An 18,384-nucleotide genomic window follows, 5' to 3' on the forward strand; every position below is an offset into this window, starting at 1 on the left:
CCTCACGCTTTAAACGTCGTTTTTTAAAGCAGATTCAGTTAAAATACCGCCTTTCTAAGCTAGCTCAAACATTGAGGTAATCAAAACTACAATGGATACACATCGTCCAATTCGTCGCGCACTATTAAGTGTGTCAGATAAAACCGGTATCGTTGAATTTGCTCGCGCTCTTGAAGCACAAGGCGTGGATATTTTATCAACTGGCGGTACTTGCAAATTACTTGCTGATAACGGCATCAAAGTCACTGAAGTATCTGACCATACTGGTCACCCTGAGATCATGGATGGTCGCGTAAAAACACTTCATCCAAAAATTCACGGCGGCATCCTAGCGCGTCGCGGTCAAGATGAAGACGTAATGAGCGAGAATAACATCTCTGCTATCGATATCGTTGTAGTTAACTTATACCCCTTCGCAAACACTGTTGCGAAAGAAGACTGCAGCCTAGAAGATGCGATTGAAAACATTGATATCGGTGGTCCAACTATGGTTCGCGCTGCAGCGAAAAACCATAAAGACGTGACTATCGTGGTAAATGCAAAAGATTACGACCGTGTGATCAGCGAAATGCAAAGCAACAACGGTTCAACAACGTATAAAACGCGTTTTGATCTAGCTATTGCTGCTTACGAGCACACAGCTCAGTACGATGGCATGATTGCAAACTACTTCGGCAAAATGGTTCCTGACTACACAGAGGAAGCTGCTGAAGAGACTAAGTTCCCACGCACTATCAACATGCAGTTCACTAAGAAGCAAGATATGCGCTACGGTGAGAACTCACACCAAGACGCTGCTTTTTATGTTGAAAACGACTTAACTGAAGCATCTGTTGCGACTGCGGTTCAATTGCAAGGTAAAGCACTTTCTTACAACAACATTGCTGATACTGACGCAGCATTAGAGTGTGTAAAAGAATTCGACGTACCAGCGTGTGTTATCGTAAAACATGCGAACCCTTGTGGTGTGTCAATTGGTGACAACATTCTTGAAGCCTATGATCGCGCATTCAAAACTGACCCTACATCAGCATTTGGTGGCATCATCGCATTCAACAAAGAACTTGATGCAGACACAGCTGAAGCAATTGTTGCTCGTCAATTCGTTGAAGTTATCATTGCACCTAAAGTATCTGAAGCTGCAGCCCAAATCGTATCTGCTAAGCAAAACGTACGTTTATTAGAATGTGGTGAATGGTCTGGTAATGCAACAGGTCACGACATCAAGCGTGTTAATGGCGGTATTCTAGTTCAAGACCGCGACCTAGGCATGGTTACGCAAGGCGACCTTAAAGTTGTATCTAAGCGTCAACCAACTGAGCAAGAATTAAAAGATTTATTATTCTGCTGGAAAGTAGCTAAATTCGTTAAGTCTAACGCAATCGTTTACGCACGTGACGGTATGACGATTGGTGTAGGCGCAGGTCAAATGAGCCGTGTTTATTCAGCGAAAATTGCTGGTATCAAAGCCGCTGACGAAAACCTTGAAGTAAAAGGTTCAGTTATGGCATCAGATGCATTCTTCCCATTCCGTGACGGTATTGATGCAGCAGCAGAGGCTGGCATCACCGCTGTTATTCAACCAGGTGGTTCAATGCGCGATGAAGAAGTTATCGCTGCAGCTGACGAAGCTGGTATGGCAATGGTATTTACAGGTATGCGCCATTTCCGCCACTAATCACATAAAGGGTTAAGCACATAGCTTAACCCTTTTTGTTTGCCACAAATTCACGTATTCTGATTAATAATAATTACCCATATAATGAAGGAACAGATGATGAAATTTGCCGTAAAATCGTTACTTGTTGCCAGCCTTGCACTGACATCAGCACAGGCTTTAAGCCATTCTCATGAATCAGCGCTTACACAAGCTGTGCAATCAAGCGAACGTGATGCTAAAAATAGCGCACGTGATAAATATCGCCATCCAGTTGAGACACTTGAGTTCTTTGGCTTTAAGCCAAACATGACAGTTGTTGAAATTGCACCGGGCGGTGGCTGGTATAGCGAAATTCTTGCGCCAGCTGTAAAAGGCCATGGTGTTTACTACGCGGCACATTTCCCTGCTGATTCTGAGGTGGGTTATTACCAACGTTCATTAGCTGGTTTTAAGAAAAAGATGAGCGATGACGCACGCTTCAGTGAAGTTAAACTAACTGAATTTGCGCCAGTAACACATCTTGATATTGCACCAGCGGGTAGCGCAGATCTTGTCTTAACATTTAGAAATGTACACAACTGGTACATGGGTAAAGATAAAGAAGGCGCGTTAAGTGCGTTTAAAGCATTTTATAAAGCACTTAAACCAGGCGGCACTTTAGGTGTGGTTGAACACCGCCTACCTGAAGCGCGCAGCGACGAAGATCAAAAATCATCAGGTTATATGAAGCAAAGCTATGTAATTGAAATTGCAAAGCAGGCTGGCTTTGAACTAGTGGCAAGCAGTGACATTAATGCAAACCCTCTTGATACAGCGGATCACCCTAAAGGGGTGTGGACACTACCACCACGTTTAGCACTTGACGAAAAAGATGCTGCTAAATATAAAGCGATTGGTGAGAGTGATCGTATGACGCTGAAGTTTAAAAAACCGCTATAAATAGGATTATACGCCATGAATGTACTTGTCATCGGCAGTGGCGGCCGCGAACACGCTCTTGCGTTTAAGGCTGCACAAAATACTAAAGTAAACACCGTTTTCGTTGCTCCAGGTAACGCAGGTACTGCACTAGAGCCAAAACTTGAAAACGTTGCTATCAACGTTGAAGACCTAGCAGGTTTAGTTACTTTTGCTAAAGAAAACAACGTTGAGTTAACTATTGTTGGTCCAGAAGTACCGCTTGTTTTAGGTGTCGTTGATACTTTCCGTGAAAACGGTTTAGCTATCTTCGGCCCAACAGCAGGTGCTGCACAGCTAGAAGGCTCTAAGTCATTCACTAAAGACTTCTTAGCACGTCACGACATTCCAACTGCTGACTACCAAACGTTTGAACAAATCGATCCTGCACTTGCTTACCTAAAGGAAAAAGGTGCGCCTATTGTTATTAAAGCTGATGGCTTAGCAGCAGGTAAAGGCGTTATCGTTGCAATGACTGAGCTTGAAGCTGAAGAAGCTATCCGCGATATGCTTGCAGGCAACAGCTTTGGTGAAGCGGGTAGCCGCGTGGTTATCGAAGAGTTCTTAGAAGGCGAAGAAGCCTCTTTCATCGTGATGGTTGATGGCAAAAACGTACTGCCATTCGCAACTAGCCAAGACCACAAACGCGCTTACAACGGTGACCAAGGTCCGAACACTGGCGGCATGGGTGCATACTCACCGGCTCCAGTGGTGACTGATGAAATTCATCAACGTATTATGAACGAAGTGATCAACCCAACGGTTGAAGGTATGGCAAAAGAAGGCCACCCATACACTGGTTTCTTATACGCTGGTTTAATGATCACCGCTGATGGTACGCCAAAAGTAATCGAATACAACTGTCGTTTTGGCGACCCTGAAACACAACCTATGATGCTTCGTCTTAAGTCTGACCTTGTTGAGCTTATCGAAGCGGCTAACCGTGAAGAACTAGATAAAACAGCAATCGAGTTCGACCCGCGTGCAGCAGTCGGTGTTGTATTAGCAGCAAAAGGCTACCCAGATAGCTACCCGAAAGGTGATGCAATCAGCGGCTTGCAAGTTACTTACCCTGAAGGTGAGAAAGTATTCCACGCAGGTACTAAGCAAGATGGCGAAAACGTTGTAACTGCTGGCGGTCGTGTGCTTTGTGCTACTGCACTTGGCAACACAGTAACCGAAGCGCAACAACGTGCTTATAAACTGGTTGAACAAATCAGCTGGGAAGGCATGGAATATCGTACTGATATCGCTTACCGTGCAATTGCTCGCGAACAGAATTAAGGTCAAACCAGTCTAATTCTGAAAAAAGCGCAGTTTATCTGCGCTTTTTTAATGCTACACTGTTAAGAACATTTACCTAGATAAAGAACTAATTTTGAATAATAAAGCACTGAAATATAACTTTGTTTCATTTCTTATTCTGACAATTTTGTTTTTTATCATTGCTACCCTAGCTGCACATTTAGCCAGCCCTACCCGCTACACCATAGATAAAACAGCCCCCATCTACAGTAATACAGCTTATCGAATTGATAGTAGTAAAGCGCTGACTCTCGAGCAGTTTTTAGCTGAACCAGACAAACTTAAACAGCGCCCTTTTAAAGATGTTGAGTGGGATTTAGCGGCGCAAGATTATTGGTTAAAGCTTGATTTAGAAAACCGCCAAGCAAAGCCTGTTGAGCTGGCGATTCACTTTGATAACCCTATGGTTGATTATCTTAGCGTTTATCATGTTGATGATAAGGGCCAGCTTATAGATACAACCGAGCTGGGTGATAAAGTATCTGGTCTTAGTTTGTTTCAATACAGTACACCGCACAGCATGCTTACAATGCAGGGCTATGAGCAAACATCCCTCATTATAAAAATTGATACGGTTGGTATTAGCAAAACACCTATTAATATTTATGGTGAAAAAGAGTTTCAAGATTTACTACGTTCGCAATCAGGAATTTGGGGGATCTTCATTGGTGTGCTGATCATGGCTGGCCTGTATAACTTGGTATTATTTTTAGGGATCCGTGATCGCGTCTACCTTATTTATATAGGCTACATCATCTCAGCACTGTTACTTATGGGCTCAGTGCTCGGCTTTGGTTTTTACTTATGGCCGTTATCGTGGCAAATCTTTTTTAATGAGCAAGTGGTCTTCAGTAACTATGCGATTGCATTTTTCACCGTGGCGTTTTGCACTATGTTCTTACGCTACCATAAAGACAATTGCCGCCTATACAAGCTTAGTATCAGCTTTTTAGCCCTGCTGTTTAGCCTCAGTCTTATCAGCTTTTTTATGCTGGAATACCATTCTTCAAAAATCTTTTTTGCCATCATGGTGCCGTTATACATTCTATGTATTTGCATGATTTACAAAAAGTTGGTGAGCGGTTTTCGGTGGGCAAAGTTTTATGTCATGTCGTGGGTGCCATTGATTGTAGGCGCAGCCATTCAGCCGTTAGAATTAACTGGCTTTATTCCCTACAGCTTTGCAGTTAGGCACATATTTTTAGTCGCCATTCTCTGTGAGATTGTGCTTATGGCAATGGCGCTGGCAGACCGGGTGCGTTATCAACGTGAAAAAGCGCTGTATCATGCAACCCATACCCAACAAACTGAGCTACTCAACCAAGCAATGCTCAAACAAGCCTATATGGCGATTGCCTCGGAGCATAGACTCGCTAATCTTTGTTTAGTGAAAATAGAGCAATTTAATGCCCTAATGAGCATTCTAAAGCCAAGCCAAAGCAGCCAAATAATTATCACTGTGGCTCAATCTTTAGAGCATCAAATTAATAAGAATAGGCAATTTATTAATTTAGAGTCAGCGCTAGATAACAGTCCAAAAGTGGCTGACTTAGGCAATGGTGTACTGGCTTTTATTTCTACCAAAATTCAATCACAAGCAGAGCTACACCAAGAACTTAGCAACTTATGCAAACAGCTGCCTAAGCAATATAAAGTGGCAGGCTTAGACCTACAGCTTTACTACCGCTATAGCATTACCGAACCGGTTAATGATGATGGCTTTGATATTTGGCTACAACGTGGCTACTTAGGGTTGTCACAAAAGCAGCACAACATCGACTTTACTACACCGCATATCGATATGGATGTCAGCCTTGCCGCTGAGTTACAACAAGCAATGCGAAGCAATACCTTAGCCATTTACTTACAGCCCATTATTAATTTACGCAATGGTACTATCTGTGGCGCAGAGGCATTGTTACGCTGGCCTACAGCGGGTAAATACCTGGACATTGAGCAACTCATTTTATTGGCTGAACGTACTGGTTTAATTAACGAGTTGAGCTTATGGGTGATTGATCAGGCTTGCCTAGCAGCTGCCCAGCTTAATCGACAAGGCTATCGCGAGCATACCATTAGCGTTAATTTAAGTGCCAAAAATCTAGCTATCCCAAAGCTTGTCGAAAAAGTCGAAAACACAATTTTAAAGCATGGCATTACTGCGGATCAGTTAAAGTTTGAGTTAACTGAGTTTGCGCTTATCAAAAACCATGATGAAATGGTTAGCTTTATCAGCGAACTTAATAAACTCGGTAGCAAGGTGGTACTCGATGATTTTGGTACTGGTTACTCGTCGTTAAACTACTTGGTAAATTATTCATTTAGCACGATTAAAGTCGATAAGAGCTTTATTCTTGATTTAGTGAATAACACCACCAACCAGGTAGTGGTAAAAACCGCCATTGATATGGCTCATAACCTTGATATGAATATCACCATCGAAGGCATTGAAGACCAAGAAACAGAAAAAATGCTGATCAAGATGGGCGCAGATCAAGGGCAAGGCTATTATTACAGCAAAGCGGTGCCAATTAATGAGTATCTAAGCTTTATTGCCTCACAATTCAAATAGGCCGTGTTACACTGCCCTTTTTAACATCTTTAGGGGCCATGTAAAGATGCAAGGTACGATCAGAAAATTAAAGTCGACACTGACTTCTCCTGTCGAATATCAATTACCTATCGGTGATGAGCTAGTTTCATTAAATGACTATATTGGTAAGCCGCTCACACTGACTTTTACCGGCAATATTTTTTGCAGTAACTGTGGTAAAAAAACCAAGAAAAGCTACTCTCAAGGCCACTGTTTTGTGTGTATGCGCAAACTGGCTAGCTGTGACATGTGTATCATGAAACCTGAAACGTGCCACTTTGATAAAGGCACCTGTCGTGAGCCACAGTGGGGTGAAGAAAACTGCATGATCCCGCACTACGTATATTTAGCCAACACTTCAGGCCTAAAAGTAGGTATTACCCGCCATACTCAAATTCCTACACGCTGGATTGACCAAGGTGCGACGCAAGCTTTACCTATCTTCAAAGTACAAACCCGTCTTCAATCGGGTTTAGTTGAGGTTGCCTTAGCCGAATTTATTGCTGATAAAACCAATTGGCGAAACATGCTAAAAGGCCAATCTGAAGCGATTGATTTAAAAGCTGCTGCTGCAGAGTTGATCCCACAGATTGATACTAAGTTGAGTGAACTTGCAGAGCTATTTGGCGCAACAGCCATTGAAAAGCTCGATGAAGATGTAGTTGAGCTAGACTACCCAGTAAGTGAATACCCAAGCAAAATCAGCTCTTTCAATTTTGATAAAGCACCAGAAGTATCAGGTATTTTAAAAGGCATTAAAGGCCAGTACTTAATTTTTGATACTGGCGTCATTAATATTCGTAAGTTCACTTCTTACGAAATTAGCCTAGCTTAGGCACTTTTTTCGCTATTGAGATAAAAATCATACCATTGCTGCTTCGCTATTGGGCGGCAAAAGTAATAGCCTTGAATGGTATCGCAGTTAAGTGAACGTAAGTAATTTAACTGCTCTACCTTCTCTACCCCTTCTGCAACAACATGAATACTCAAGCTTTTGGCAAGGCTAATAATCGCCGTAACAATTTCACTGTTACCGTATTCATCGGGCACTTTTGCGATAAAGCTGGCATCTATTTTTAACGTATCAATTGGCAGTTTGGTTAAGTAACTTAAAGCCGAGTAGCCAGTGCCAAAGTCATCTAACGTTATATGCACACCTAACTTTTTAAGTGCGAGTAACTCTTGCTTAGCTTCACTAAAGTGGCTGATAAAACAGCTTTCAGTGAGCTCTACTTCAAGCTTGTGTGGGTCTACATCGTAACGCTCAAGTAAGCGCTCAACATTCGATGCTAGTTGCCCCTGACGTAAGTGATTTGCCGAAATATTAATTGCTAAGCGCCCTGCCTCAATGCCTTGTTGCTGCCATTTTTCTAACTCTTTACACGCTTGCTCGATGACCCATAAATCAAGTTTCACAATTAGACCTAGTTCTTCAGCAAGGGGAATAAATTTAGCGGGTGATATCACACCAAGGTTCGGCTCATGCCAACGTAATAGTGCCTCTACCCCTAAAATTTTGCCAGAATTTAATTGCTGCTTAGGTTGGAAATAAAGCTCAAACTCATCGCTTTCGATGGCGTTTTGTAATCGGCTCATCATTGCCAATCGCTCTAAAGAACGTGCATTCATCGCAGGTTTGAATAATTGAAATGAATTACGCCCCACTTCTTTAGCACGGTACATAGCAATATCTGCATGCTTAAGCAGTGTAGCGCTATCTACGCCATCATCAGGGTAAACTGCAGCGCCAATAGAAGCTGTAATTGCAACCACATGCTCGTTAATAGCAAGCGGCATACTCACTTGCTGCAATACTTGTTCGGCAAAGTTGAGCAGTGTTTCAACCCGATTTACTTCGCATAATAAAACAAACTCATCGCCACCTAAGCGCGCAAGAGTATCCCCTTCAGGTAGAATTGATAAAATACGCTCTGCCACTTGCTGCAATAAGTTATCACCAGCGTCATGCCCTAAACTGTCGTTAACCTCTTTGAAGCGGTCTAAGTCGATAAACATCACCGCTAATAGATCATGGTTTCGTTTGGCAGAACTCAGTGCAATAGAGAGTCTGTCATGAAATAAGCGTCGATTAGGCAGGCCTGTTAGCTCATCGTAATAGGCGAGCTGGGCAATTTTTTCTTCGGCACGTTTGCGCTCTGTAATGTCGCTAAAAATTGCCGCATAAAGCACTTCATCAAAGTTAGGGTCTTTAATCTGGATAATGGTGAGCCACTCTACAAACTCTTCACCATCTTTTTTGCAATTGCAGATCTCCCCTTGCCAGACCCCTTCGTATTCAATGGCATGCCACATTTTTTGATAAAATGAACGGCTATGTTTTGTCGAGCTTAAAATATTGGGACGCTTACCAATTACTTCATGCTCAGCAAAGCCGGTCAGTTTAGTAAAAGCTGGGTTAACTTGAATAATAGTGCCGTCTTTACGGGTTAACATAATGCCATCGAGTGAGGCATCAATAATTTTATTTGCTAAAAATAGGTTACGTTGTGACTTTTGCAAAGCAATGTCACGCTGCTCTATGGCCCGTTCAAGCTCGCAGCAATAAGCTGACTCAATCTCTGTGATCAAATCAGCAAATGATATCACCCCGCAAATTTCATCATCTCGAACCACTAAATGACGCACATTACGCTCTGTCATAGTGCGATACGCATCAAATAAACTGCTTTCACAATCAATTTCAATTAACGGGTAGCTAGCATATTGCCAACAAGGATTTAGCCACTCGGTTTGAATGATCAGCTCAACAATATCACGCTGAGTAATAATACCGTGCAGTTCAAGCTCTCGGTTATAAACCAGTACACTATCAAGGCGGCCAGCGCGCATCAGTTGCACAACCTCTTCTATCGGTGTTTGCGCATCAACTATCTCTAGATCAGTGCGATACTGGTCATGAATGGGTCGAAATTGTAGGTAGTGGTCCAAACCTTGGTTATGCACAATATCAGATAAGTTCAACATACCCGCAGGCTGATTCTCGCTATCCATCACCAATAAATGACGAATGCCATGTTGTTGAAAACGCAAGGTTGCATCACTGACTGAGCATTGATTTGGTACTGTAATAACAGGCGCCGACATGACCTCGTGAATGGCAAGGTTCTTATAGAGCGGGCTGCTGATGTCAATTTTCAAACAATCAGCCTCAGTCCAAATACCAACAACAGACTGCTCATGCTTGATAAAAATCGCCGTCACATTGTGAACATGCATCAACCTTACCGCATCGACCAAAGGCGTATGCGCAGGACACGATACCAGCTTTTGCGAAAAGACATCACTCACCTTTTGATGTCGTCTTGGTTGATTCATAAGTCGACTTTCCTAGTTCTTACATGAATTGGCAATTATAATCATTTCAACCTATGCAACTTTGACACAGGACAATAAATGCACTCATCATTTCCTAAGATTATTTTTTCAGACCATGAATTAGCATTAGTTGAAGACGAAGCCGATATAGAAAGCTTTTTATATGGCTTAAGCAAAGAGCAGCAGCAAGAAACGATGCTACTTTTGGCAACAGGGCACTATGTCAACTTGCAGGAAGAAAGCGTGAAAGCATTAACTGATATAGAGCTTGCTAATAGAGTGACTGAGCACCTAGCACAAGAGGGAGTATGCTGTTTAAGTAAGGTTACTCGGCTTACACCAACGCAAGCCTTTGCGATGCTGGCAGATTAAGGTGCATCCACCAGCGCTTTAATGTGCGCAACGGCACTACGACCTAGAGCTGATAAAGCATAGCCCCCTTCAAGATATGAGATAATCCCTTTGCAATCTTGCTGCTGACAAAACTCAGCTAATTGCGTGGTTAGCCATGCGTAATCGTCTTCAACAAACTTCAGGCTTGCCATGTCATCTTCAAGGTGAGCATCAAAACCTGCACTAATAAACAACAGTTCAGGTTTAAATTCGTTGAGTTTTGGTAGCCACTGCTCAAGGTAAACAGCTTTTAAGTCATTACCATCACTGGCAATTGGCAGCGGTGAGTTAACTAAAGTCGCGTTATTTTCAACCGCAGTATTTGGGTAAAAAGGGTGTTGAAACAAAGAGCAAAACAACACATTGTCATCATCTAAAAAAATATCTTGCGTGCCATTACCGTGGTGTACATCAAAGTCCAAAATAGCGATACGTTTAACACCTTTGCTTTGCGCGTATTTCACGGCAATGGCTAGGTTATTAAAAACGCAAAATCCTGCCGAGGTGCTGCGGTTTGCATGATGCCCTGGAGGTCTAACCGAGCAAAATGCGGCATCCAGTTTATCAGCAAGGATTTCATCAACGGCGAGTAATCCAGCACCAACGGCTCGTTCAATTGCTTTCATTGAATCTGGGCACAACCAAGTGTCGCCGTCTAATTCAGCAAGTCCTTCAGCGGGAATTGTTTGCTCTACATGGCTTACCAAAGGTTCATCATGAGCACGTAAAAAGTCGTCGCGGCTGGCTTTAGGAGCTTGTAAGTGAGTAATTGCTATATCAACACCACTTGCTAGCAAGCGGTCGGTGATCACATCTAAACGCGCAGGGCATTCGGGGTGATCCTCAATCATTTTATGTTTACGACAAAATGGATGTGAGATAACTGCCGTTCTCATAATACGCTCCTTGAATTATTTTCCCCCAGTATAACAAAGCCACCTAATGGTGGCTTTGCGACTTTGGTTTACTTTTTAGCGCGTAAATCTAAATTCCTAAAGTCAAAACTAAAATCTGTGACCGCCGTTGAGACAGCACGCATTTTTGCACTACTCACTCGGTTATCTGGGCTCATTTGAAACTCAATGTAAGCATCTGCTTCAAGTAACTTTTCATCCCACTTCACAATAAACGTATTGCCGGTGTAATGCTCAAGCTGACCTTTCAAACGCTTTGTATGAGTAAAATCAATACGTAGCTGACCATTTAACTCCTCGATTACCACATCACCATACCAGTTATCGTGCAGCGTGCCTGTGTAGTTGATGTTTGGTAGTTTCGCTTGATAATCAGCAGGTGTTTCTGGTTTTGCGTTTGCGTAAGCTTCTTTTTTACCTTCAAAGTGCTTTTTAGCAAGGTCTTCAACCCAGTCTTTATCTTCAAGATCTAATGCATCTTCTAATACTTCGTAAGTCACCGCAGAGAGCGCGCTGAATGCTTGCTGGTTACTCAGAATAACAATACCGAGATTTTTCTCTGGTAATAATGTCACTTGAGACACCATGCCTAAGATACCACCACCATGGCCTAGCTTTTTAATGCCGTGGAAATCTTCAATGCTCCAGCCTAAACCATAACCTCTAAATTGTTGGTGGTAAGCTTCATAAGCACTTTTTGATGCCATTGACGTAATGTGCGGGTGCCACATTTGTTGCTGCTGCTTTTCAGTGAATAACTGCTGGCCATTTGGCATTTTGCCATGTGCAAGCTGCGTGCGTAGCCATTGGCTCATATCGCTTACGCTTGATGCAATCGCACCAGCGCCACGGAAATCTTCGAGGTAGTTCACAAAAAATGGGTGTAGTTGGCCATCCATTGGAATATGACCCGTCGCCCAGTTTTTATTGCTACTAGGAATACGTGAAAAACCTGCGCGTGAGTTTTTCATATCAAGTGGCTGAAGAATATTTTTCTCGATGTAATCATTCCAGCTCATGCCAGATACACGGGCTACCACCTCACCTGCAGTGACAAACATTAAGTTGTTATAGGCATATTTACTACGAAAGCTACTCGCTGGTTTTAAGTATTTTAGCCCTGCGATAATTTCATCAATCGATTTGTCAGTATCTGGCCAAATCATTAAATCGCCTTGCCCTAAACCCAAACCGCTACGGTGGCTTAATAAATCGCGAATGGTCATTTCACGTGTTACGTAAGGGTCATACAGACGAAACTCAGGAAGATGATCAATTACTTTGTCATCCCAGCTAAGCTTACCTTCATCAATTAATTTAGCTAACGCTGCTGCGGTAAATGCTTTGGTGTTCGACGCGATACCGAATAAGGTGTCTTTATTTACTTTTTTACCGGTATCAAGGTGAGATACGCCAAAACCTTTTGCTAACACGACCTGGTCATTTTCAACAATCGCTACAGCCATACCCGGTACGTCAAAACGTGCCATTGACGTTTCGATTACTTTTTCAATTTTTTTAGTATCAATATCGGCATAACTGTAAAACGAACAGCTCGATAAAAGCGCCGCTGCAACGGCTAATTTACGAAATATCATAATATCCCTTGGTGATTTTTATTGTTGTGAATAGCGAACTCTTTCGCTGCTCGGGTTTTATCTGGATCATCGCAACTTGGTCTTGCGAGTATTGCTTCACTGTAATGATTTGGTACACCTGCTTCAAGCGCTCCGCGATGAACATGCTGAAGATACCAGTCGAATGGCAGTAAAGACTCATCTAAGGTGTTAGCGATATAACAATGGGCAGCAAGTTGCTCGCCATCTAGTAGTTCAACAGTGATATCTACACAGTCATAACGCGGTCCTTCGATATCATCAAGAATCGACTTTTCAGCTTCGTTTAACTGATAAACAACACCATATACCAAGGCATCTGCCTGATCTGTTTTGCGCACGCTACACTTTGCAGAGCCGTCGGTACTTACCATATCAAACGTCAACTCATAGCCCTTTAAAGTAGCTGTGCCTACCCGCTTTGCTTCAGGTAACCTTGCCAACAATCTGCTCGATGACATATTTGAACCAAATGAAAAGTTATATAGCGCCATACTTACCTCACACAACAACGCGAATAGCTAAGGCAATTAAGATCACGCCAATGCCTCTATCAAACCAGTATCCGCTTTTTAAGAAAAATGCTCGCACTGATGCTTTTGATAACACCAATGATAAAAATGAAAACCACAGCCAAGTCGCCATTGCCATATACACGCCATAACCAGCCTGCACTACAACAGGTGTTTCAGGGCTTATTACAAGAGTAAACAACGACATAAAAAACAGTGTTGCTTTGGGATTAAGGGCATTGGTAAAAAAACCGCGTCGAAATGCTTTATACACCGATTCAGGCTCAGCAGGGGCAAGGGTTTGCTGTTTACTATCGCTAGGTTTTGCGCTTCGTAAAGCTTGCACACCCAAGTATGCCAAATAAGCCCCTGCAAGGTATTTTAAAGCCATGAATAAGCTAGGTGACTGGGATAAAATTAATGCCACACCTAATACACAATAAGCAATATGCAGCAAAATAGCCGCACCAACCCCAGCACTGGTCCAAAGCGCATTTTTACGACCTTGTTGAATACTTTGCTTTAGTACAATTGCAAAGTCAGGACCTGGGCTTGCTACCGCAAAAAAGTGAGCTATGGCTATCAATAAAAACTCATCTAAATACTGCACTCAATATCACCCTACTGCTTGTTCATCTAATGCTAATAACAACGGATTTGCACTGTCATTTACCAATGCTTTAATTTGCTTTTGCGCTTTTTTATATTGGCTGCGTAAATGGGGTTTTAAAAACTTCTTCGACTGATTATCCCCTTTAAAATGCGTAACCAGCGCATGCATAAATAGCGTTTGTGGCTCAGTCAGCGCTGCTTGGCGATTGGCATAAGGGTTATAACCGCAGCCGCAGCCACCTTTAAATTGATACACCGTATTACTCATCATCACCCCAAAGCCTAAATAGCATGCCAACGCATCGCTTGCTTGCGGTAAGTACTCTTTACCGCCGGGAGGTAAGACACCCACATGGTGAATCAAAATGGTCGCTAAGGTACCAGCAAAACTTGCCACTAAATCTTGCGGTTGATTGATTTGGTTCGGGTTAAAGGAGATATTCACCGGATGATTTGCCGGTACAATTAAACTCGCCTCGCTACCGCGTAAATTATCTTGAAATTCAAAATGCGGAAACACCTGAGGTGTAAGCCCAGATGGCGCAACTAAGTTAATTGGCCACGTCTGCATCCCCGCATAATTAACAACTCGACTAAATACCTTTTCAGCCATTTCACTGACGCTCGACACCCTATCCGGAAAGAACTGCCCATTAGGTAAAATGATTTGCGTGTGCTTTAAAAAATATTCACTATCAAAGTGTTCAACAGCCCATAAAAAAGTATCGATTAACCACTGCTGCTCTTGCTCATCAACAAGTGGGGCCGACTTAAATAACGCTAACATAAATTACTCTTGTGATTGTGCCCATTGCCATGCATCTGTATTGTAAAGAGGCACAGTTGATAAAGCATGATGATGGCTGCCGCTCGACTCTTTCGTTGAATAAGACAAATATAAAAGTGTGCGTGTTGGCGCATCATAAATACGACGAACTTTTAACGACTTAAACAAAATACTTTTCGATGACTTAAATACCACTTCGCCTGATTTACTGCGGTCAATTTGTTGTAATTGGTCAGCGGTAATGGGGCCTGTTTGACGACAGGCAATAGACATATCGGATGGATCAGCAAAATCAAGGTTCGCTTCAATATGGCTAATGTGGCAAGTTACACCGCTTATAAGCGGGTCTTGTTGTGATACCACTTTAATATCTTTGGTCGTAAATAACCCCAAACTCACCGAAGCAGCATCATCCGAGCAACCGCTCAACAAAATCAGTGGCGCAGTAAGTGCAGCTAATTTTAGTAACTTCATCCTAGTGTTCCTTATTAAAAAGCGATAGTTGTCCGTTTACAACGATTTGCTTGCTATGTTTCAATACTATCTCAAAATATCTTCAACAACGAGCACCTAAACAATGAAAAAATCGCTTGGTTTACTGTGTTTAATGTTCTTAAGTAGTACAGCTCAAGCTGACTACTCTATTAGCGCTGGTTTCGGCAAAAACTTTACTAACTCGGTGCAAACCGAAGAAAACCTAAAAATTGAGCTTGAGGATGACAGCCATTTTACTGTCAGCCTAGATAGAACCATTGATAATGCTCGTTATGGGTTCTTTTATTCAGCAACCGAACTTGATATGAAAGACCAAACCAACAAGCAAGTCGAGATGCAATACCTGCTATTTCAAAGTGCCGTAGAAGTGCCATTAGCTGACCGTATAGTTGGTTTTGTGGGTGCCCAAATTGGCGCAAACCACGTCAGCACTGACTTTGCCGACTCTGATACGTTTTTTACCTCTGGCCTATATGCTGGCGCAGATTATTTATTTACTGAACAAGCTCGGGTTTATGTTGAAACTCGCTGGCTGGCAACTATTGTAAATAATGCAAGTAACGTATCGTGCACATTGCCAACATCAGAAGACGACCAATGTCTATGGCACTTTGATGGTGATGTGTTAAACCAATTTCAGACAAACATCGGTTTTAGTTACCGCTTTTAAGGAAGACCCCATGCCGCACATTGTTATAGAACACTCAGAAGACTTGCCAATTCTGCCACAAGTGTTAGTTGAAAAAGTTCACCAAGCCGTTTTTGACTCAGGCTTATTTGAGCTTTCGACCATAAAGACTCGTGCAATTGCTTATCAGCATTACGAATTAGGTGAAGGCAAAGATGGCTTTATTCACATCGGCGCATCAATCATGGCAGGCAGAACTATAGAGCAAAAGCAAATGCTCAGTGAGCAATTACTAAGTTGCTTAAGAACATACTGCCGCCGCTCGTATAGCTTAAGCGTTAATATTTACGATATGGATGCTGACATCTACCGTAAGTGTTAACTACTTTGGTAAATAGGCTGCGGGTAAACGCTTGATTTCTATCTCAGGCGATAAGTACGCTGTATAAACCAGCCAACGCTCATTGGGTATGTAGGTCAAGCCCGATGAGCGACTATAAGCTCGCTCCGGTAAAGCAATTAAATCATGATGCTGCTTACTTGCTAAGTCATAGTAGCTAATACGGTAATCACCTAAGCGTTCTTTATAATAATAAATACGCCCCTCATGATACGCGTTCTTTGCCACCAGCAACCATGCATAACTGCGCGCCAACTTAACATCGTTCACCAGCATTTCTTCAACACCCGTATCATGATGTTTTATCCAAATAGCATGGCGCGAGTTGGTAAATAAAATATCGCCCGATTGTGTTTCAACGCCATACTGCGCCGGCACTTCAACAGCTTTACCTAGGCTTTTACCTGTTAAGTCATAACGATATAAGTAGTCACCATCAGAGACTAAAATATGCTGGCTATCAGCGCTAAACTTGGGTTTAATTGCATGACTAAATGGCAGTTTGATTTGCTGACTTTGCTCTACTTTGAAATCATAAATATATAAGCGGGTACTGCCATTGTCATACAATGAAAACAAAATATAGCGTCCATCGGCTGACCAGGTTGGATCACGAACTTCCCCCGTGTTATGTGCAAAGTCAGTAAGCTGCTTTCGCGAGCTGCTATCAGGGTTAACAATCCAAAGCTGTGAACTGCCAGATTCATTGGACACATACAGTAGTTTATTTTGCTGCTGATTATATTCAGGGAATAGCGAGCTAAAATTGGTCGACAACATAGAAAACGGCGAGTTGGCCACTTGTTCGTCTATTTTCAGACGCGTGATCACCTTATCTAAATCCCACTGATGGTAATAAACACTACCATCACTACTGTAATTAGGTGAACTCATGCCCGCAATTTGCGTGTTGATTAGGGTTTGATTCTTAATGTCAAAGAAGTAGCCATAACGTTTACCGCCCTCAACTGCACTAAACGCCAATTGCTCTTTAGACGGATGCCAATCTACACCATGAATATCAACAAAATCATGAGTTAGCCGTTGGCTTTGCCCTGTTTTTACATCTATCAAAAACAGTGCTTTTTGGTTGTTTTTAACATTACGCGTAACCACAACTCGCTGTGCATCTGGCGAAAACGACACAGACTCATACACAGTTTCGCAGTCATCATTACAAGGAATAACTGTTTCTTTTCTATGTTTTGCCTGTAAATCGAGCAGTTTGATACGAGTGACATAATCACCTGTCTTGCTCGTATGATCAGCAATGTAGGCCAAGGTTTTACCATCACTACTGATATCAAGATCAGGCGCATAGTTATTACTGCACTCCCCTAGCACGACACTGGTGGCATTTACCAAAGAGAGTTTTACAATTTCACAAACATCAGAGGCCATACGGTAATAATATAATGTGTTTGCATCTGGGCTAAACACAGAGCGCCCTTCTGTAAAAGGTGAGTCCGTTAATTGCTTTGCTGGGTGCTCAGGAAAATGTAAATCACGTAAATATAGGTTATTTGGTTTACCAAGCTGTCGCCATGAATACACCAAATAGTGCTGATCATCAGAAATTGAAGGATAAATCTCACGACCAGGGCTTGCCGTCACGCTTTCGATGCTATTAAGCGGTAACACAAAGCTTGAGTTAGATTGCTTTGCAGGCGAAGAGAACAACCAATACATCACCACCAAGCTAATGACACACAAAGCCACAAACAGCTGGCGGAATTGGGCAGCTGTGATACTAAAACCCACAGGGTTTTCTTTATCGGATGTATCTATTAGCTCGGGCTTTAATAAAACGCGATAACCCGTTTTACGTAATGTCTCTATGTAAGTTTGTTCTGGATCGAGTTCCTTAAATGCTTTTCGTAGATGCCAAATAGCATTTGTTAAGGCTTTTTCACCCACGTAAAAATTGCCCTCCCAAACATTATTGATGAGCTCTTCACGGGTGATTGGTTCGGGGTAACGCGCCACTAAGCAAGCTAACAACTCAATAAACTTAGGCTGCAAAAGCTGTTCACTACCATTGCAGATCAGTTTATTTTCGAGTGGGTTAACAATACATGAGCCCAGCTGATAAACGCGATTAGATGTTTCCATTTACTCTAAATAAAACCCCATTTTAGAAGTACAGCAGTATAAAGCCCTATCAATTTATCGTAAA

Annotated in this window: 16 protein-coding genes; 8 read left to right on the forward strand and 8 right to left on the reverse strand. The window is 42.4% G+C overall.

The genetic code is table 11. The annotated features are described in order from the left end of the window. Window positions 1–91 precede the first annotated feature (91 nt). The 5 genes from purH to HUS61_RS11215 all read left to right on the forward strand — a co-directional run bounded on the left by purH (window position 92) and on the right by HUS61_RS11215 (window position 7,350). Entirely contained in the window at window positions 92–1,678 is a 1,587-nt protein-coding gene (gene purH, locus HUS61_RS11195; RefSeq protein ID WP_138619132.1) for a bifunctional phosphoribosylaminoimidazolecarboxamide formyltransferase/IMP cyclohydrolase, read from the forward strand. Window positions 1,679–1,777: 99 nt separating this feature from the next. Continuing rightward, window positions 1,778–2,599 (forward strand): class I SAM-dependent methyltransferase, encoded by an 822-nt coding sequence (locus HUS61_RS11200; RefSeq protein ID WP_058585847.1) that lies wholly within the window; start codon window positions 1,778–1,780, stop codon window positions 2,597–2,599. A 15-nt stretch (window positions 2,600–2,614) separates the two neighbouring features. Then, complete coding sequence (gene purD / locus HUS61_RS11205) at window positions 2,615–3,901, forward strand: phosphoribosylamine--glycine ligase (protein WP_175078475.1); 1,287 nt, start codon at window positions 2,615–2,617, stop codon at window positions 3,899–3,901. A gap of 94 nt (window positions 3,902–3,995) precedes the next feature. Further along, window positions 3,996–6,494: an EAL domain-containing protein gene (locus tag HUS61_RS11210; RefSeq protein ID WP_175082461.1), complete on the forward strand. Its 2,499-nt coding sequence runs from the start codon at window positions 3,996–3,998 to the stop codon at window positions 6,492–6,494. Window positions 6,495–6,540: 46 nt separating this feature from the next. Beyond that, complete coding sequence (locus HUS61_RS11215) at window positions 6,541–7,350, forward strand: DUF2797 domain-containing protein (RefSeq protein ID WP_175082462.1); 810 nt, start codon at window positions 6,541–6,543, stop codon at window positions 7,348–7,350. Here the strand turns inward: HUS61_RS11215 and HUS61_RS11220 are convergent. Further along, window positions 7,347–9,851, reverse strand: coding sequence for an EAL domain-containing protein (locus HUS61_RS11220; protein ID WP_175078477.1), 2,505 nt, complete (start codon window positions 9,849–9,851; stop codon window positions 7,347–7,349). The genes HUS61_RS11215 and HUS61_RS11220 overlap by 4 nt on opposite strands. Window positions 9,852–9,929: 78 nt before the next feature. Here HUS61_RS11220 and HUS61_RS11225 point away from each other — a divergent pair, with 78 nt between their 5' ends. Continuing rightward, window positions 9,930–10,223, forward strand: a complete 294-nt coding sequence (locus HUS61_RS11225) for a hypothetical protein (protein ID WP_175082463.1) — start codon at window positions 9,930–9,932, stop codon at window positions 10,221–10,223. On the opposite strand, the gene HUS61_RS11230 is transcribed toward HUS61_RS11225, so the two are convergent. The 6 genes from HUS61_RS11230 to HUS61_RS11255 all read right to left on the reverse strand — a co-directional run bounded on the left by HUS61_RS11230 (window position 10,220) and on the right by HUS61_RS11255 (window position 15,159). Then, window positions 10,220–11,140 carry a histone deacetylase family protein gene (locus HUS61_RS11230; RefSeq protein ID WP_130166215.1) on the reverse strand — a complete coding sequence of 307 codons (921 nt, stop codon included), beginning with the start codon at window positions 11,138–11,140 and terminating at the stop codon, window positions 10,220–10,222. The genes HUS61_RS11225 and HUS61_RS11230 overlap by 4 nt on opposite strands. A 68-nt stretch (window positions 11,141–11,208) precedes the next feature. Continuing rightward, a complete protein-coding gene (locus HUS61_RS11235) occupies window positions 11,209–12,756 on the reverse strand; it encodes a serine hydrolase (RefSeq protein WP_054560992.1) in 1,548 nt (515 codons plus the stop codon). Beyond that, window positions 12,753–13,268 (reverse strand): gamma-glutamylcyclotransferase family protein, encoded by a 516-nt coding sequence (locus HUS61_RS11240; RefSeq protein ID WP_175082464.1) that lies wholly within the window; start codon window positions 13,266–13,268, stop codon window positions 12,753–12,755. The genes HUS61_RS11235 and HUS61_RS11240 overlap by 4 nt, the downstream gene beginning before the upstream one ends. A gap of 7 nt (window positions 13,269–13,275) precedes the next feature. Then, window positions 13,276–13,896, reverse strand: a complete 621-nt coding sequence (locus HUS61_RS11245) for a LysE family translocator (protein WP_054560994.1) — start codon at window positions 13,894–13,896, stop codon at window positions 13,276–13,278. Between the two features lie 6 nt (window positions 13,897–13,902). Beyond that, complete coding sequence (locus HUS61_RS11250) at window positions 13,903–14,685, reverse strand: hypothetical protein (protein ID WP_175082465.1); 783 nt, start codon at window positions 14,683–14,685, stop codon at window positions 13,903–13,905. Window positions 14,686–14,688: 3 nt separating this feature from the next. Then, on the reverse strand, window positions 14,689–15,159 hold the full coding sequence (locus tag HUS61_RS11255) for a CreA family protein (RefSeq protein WP_055196731.1): 471 nt from the start codon (window positions 15,157–15,159) through the stop codon (window positions 14,689–14,691). Between the two features lie 103 nt (window positions 15,160–15,262). Between HUS61_RS11255 and HUS61_RS11260 the strand changes: the two genes are divergently transcribed. Together HUS61_RS11260 and HUS61_RS11265 are read left to right on the forward strand one after the other, a co-directional pair. After that, complete coding sequence (locus HUS61_RS11260; protein WP_175078480.1) at window positions 15,263–15,850, forward strand: outer membrane beta-barrel protein; 588 nt, start codon at window positions 15,263–15,265, stop codon at window positions 15,848–15,850. Between the two features lie 10 nt (window positions 15,851–15,860). Next, entirely contained in the window at window positions 15,861–16,190 is a 330-nt protein-coding gene (locus tag HUS61_RS11265) for a 5-carboxymethyl-2-hydroxymuconate Delta-isomerase (RefSeq protein ID WP_054560998.1), read from the forward strand. Here the strand turns inward: HUS61_RS11265 and HUS61_RS11270 are convergent, their stop codons facing one another. Next, window positions 16,191–18,320 (reverse strand): winged helix-turn-helix domain-containing protein, encoded by a 2,130-nt coding sequence (locus HUS61_RS11270; protein ID WP_175082466.1) that lies wholly within the window; start codon window positions 18,318–18,320, stop codon window positions 16,191–16,193. It abuts the gene before it with no gap. Window positions 18,321–18,384 lie beyond the last annotated feature (64 nt).

This window comes from Pseudoalteromonas sp. 0802 (assembly GCF_013350085.1).
In the GTDB taxonomy this organism is placed as follows: Bacteria; Pseudomonadota; Gammaproteobacteria; order Enterobacterales; family Alteromonadaceae; genus Pseudoalteromonas.

Excerpts from the sequence above, each read along its gene's own strand:
- purH (WP_138619132.1), top strand. The coding sequence starts at position 92 with ATGGATACACATCGTCCAATTCGTCGCGCACTATTAAGTGTGTCAGAT.
- HUS61_RS11200 (WP_058585847.1), top strand. The coding sequence starts at position 1,778 with ATGAAATTTGCCGTAAAATCGTTACTTGTTGCCAGCCTTGCACTGACA.
- purD (WP_175078475.1), top strand. The coding sequence starts at position 2,615 with ATGAATGTACTTGTCATCGGCAGTGGCGGCCGCGAACACGCTCTTGCG.
- HUS61_RS11215 (WP_175082462.1), top strand. The coding sequence starts at position 6,541 with ATGCAAGGTACGATCAGAAAATTAAAGTCGACACTGACTTCTCCTGTC.
- HUS61_RS11220 (WP_175078477.1), bottom strand. The coding sequence starts at position 9,851 with ATGAATCAACCAAGACGACATCAAAAGGTGAGTGATGTCTTTTCGCAA.
- HUS61_RS11225 (WP_175082463.1), top strand. The coding sequence starts at position 9,930 with ATGCACTCATCATTTCCTAAGATTATTTTTTCAGACCATGAATTAGCA.
- HUS61_RS11230 (WP_130166215.1), bottom strand. The coding sequence starts at position 11,140 with ATGAGAACGGCAGTTATCTCACATCCATTTTGTCGTAAACATAAAATG.
- HUS61_RS11235 (WP_054560992.1), bottom strand. The coding sequence starts at position 12,756 with ATGATATTTCGTAAATTAGCCGTTGCAGCGGCGCTTTTATCGAGCTGT.
- HUS61_RS11240 (WP_175082464.1), bottom strand. The coding sequence starts at position 13,268 with ATGGCGCTATATAACTTTTCATTTGGTTCAAATATGTCATCGAGCAGA.
- HUS61_RS11250 (WP_175082465.1), bottom strand. The coding sequence starts at position 14,685 with ATGTTAGCGTTATTTAAGTCGGCCCCACTTGTTGATGAGCAAGAGCAG.
- HUS61_RS11255 (WP_055196731.1), bottom strand. The coding sequence starts at position 15,159 with ATGAAGTTACTAAAATTAGCTGCACTTACTGCGCCACTGATTTTGTTG.
- HUS61_RS11260 (WP_175078480.1), top strand. The coding sequence starts at position 15,263 with ATGAAAAAATCGCTTGGTTTACTGTGTTTAATGTTCTTAAGTAGTACA.
- HUS61_RS11265 (WP_054560998.1), top strand. The coding sequence starts at position 15,861 with ATGCCGCACATTGTTATAGAACACTCAGAAGACTTGCCAATTCTGCCA.
- HUS61_RS11270 (WP_175082466.1), bottom strand. The coding sequence starts at position 18,320 with ATGGAAACATCTAATCGCGTTTATCAGCTGGGCTCATGTATTGTTAAC.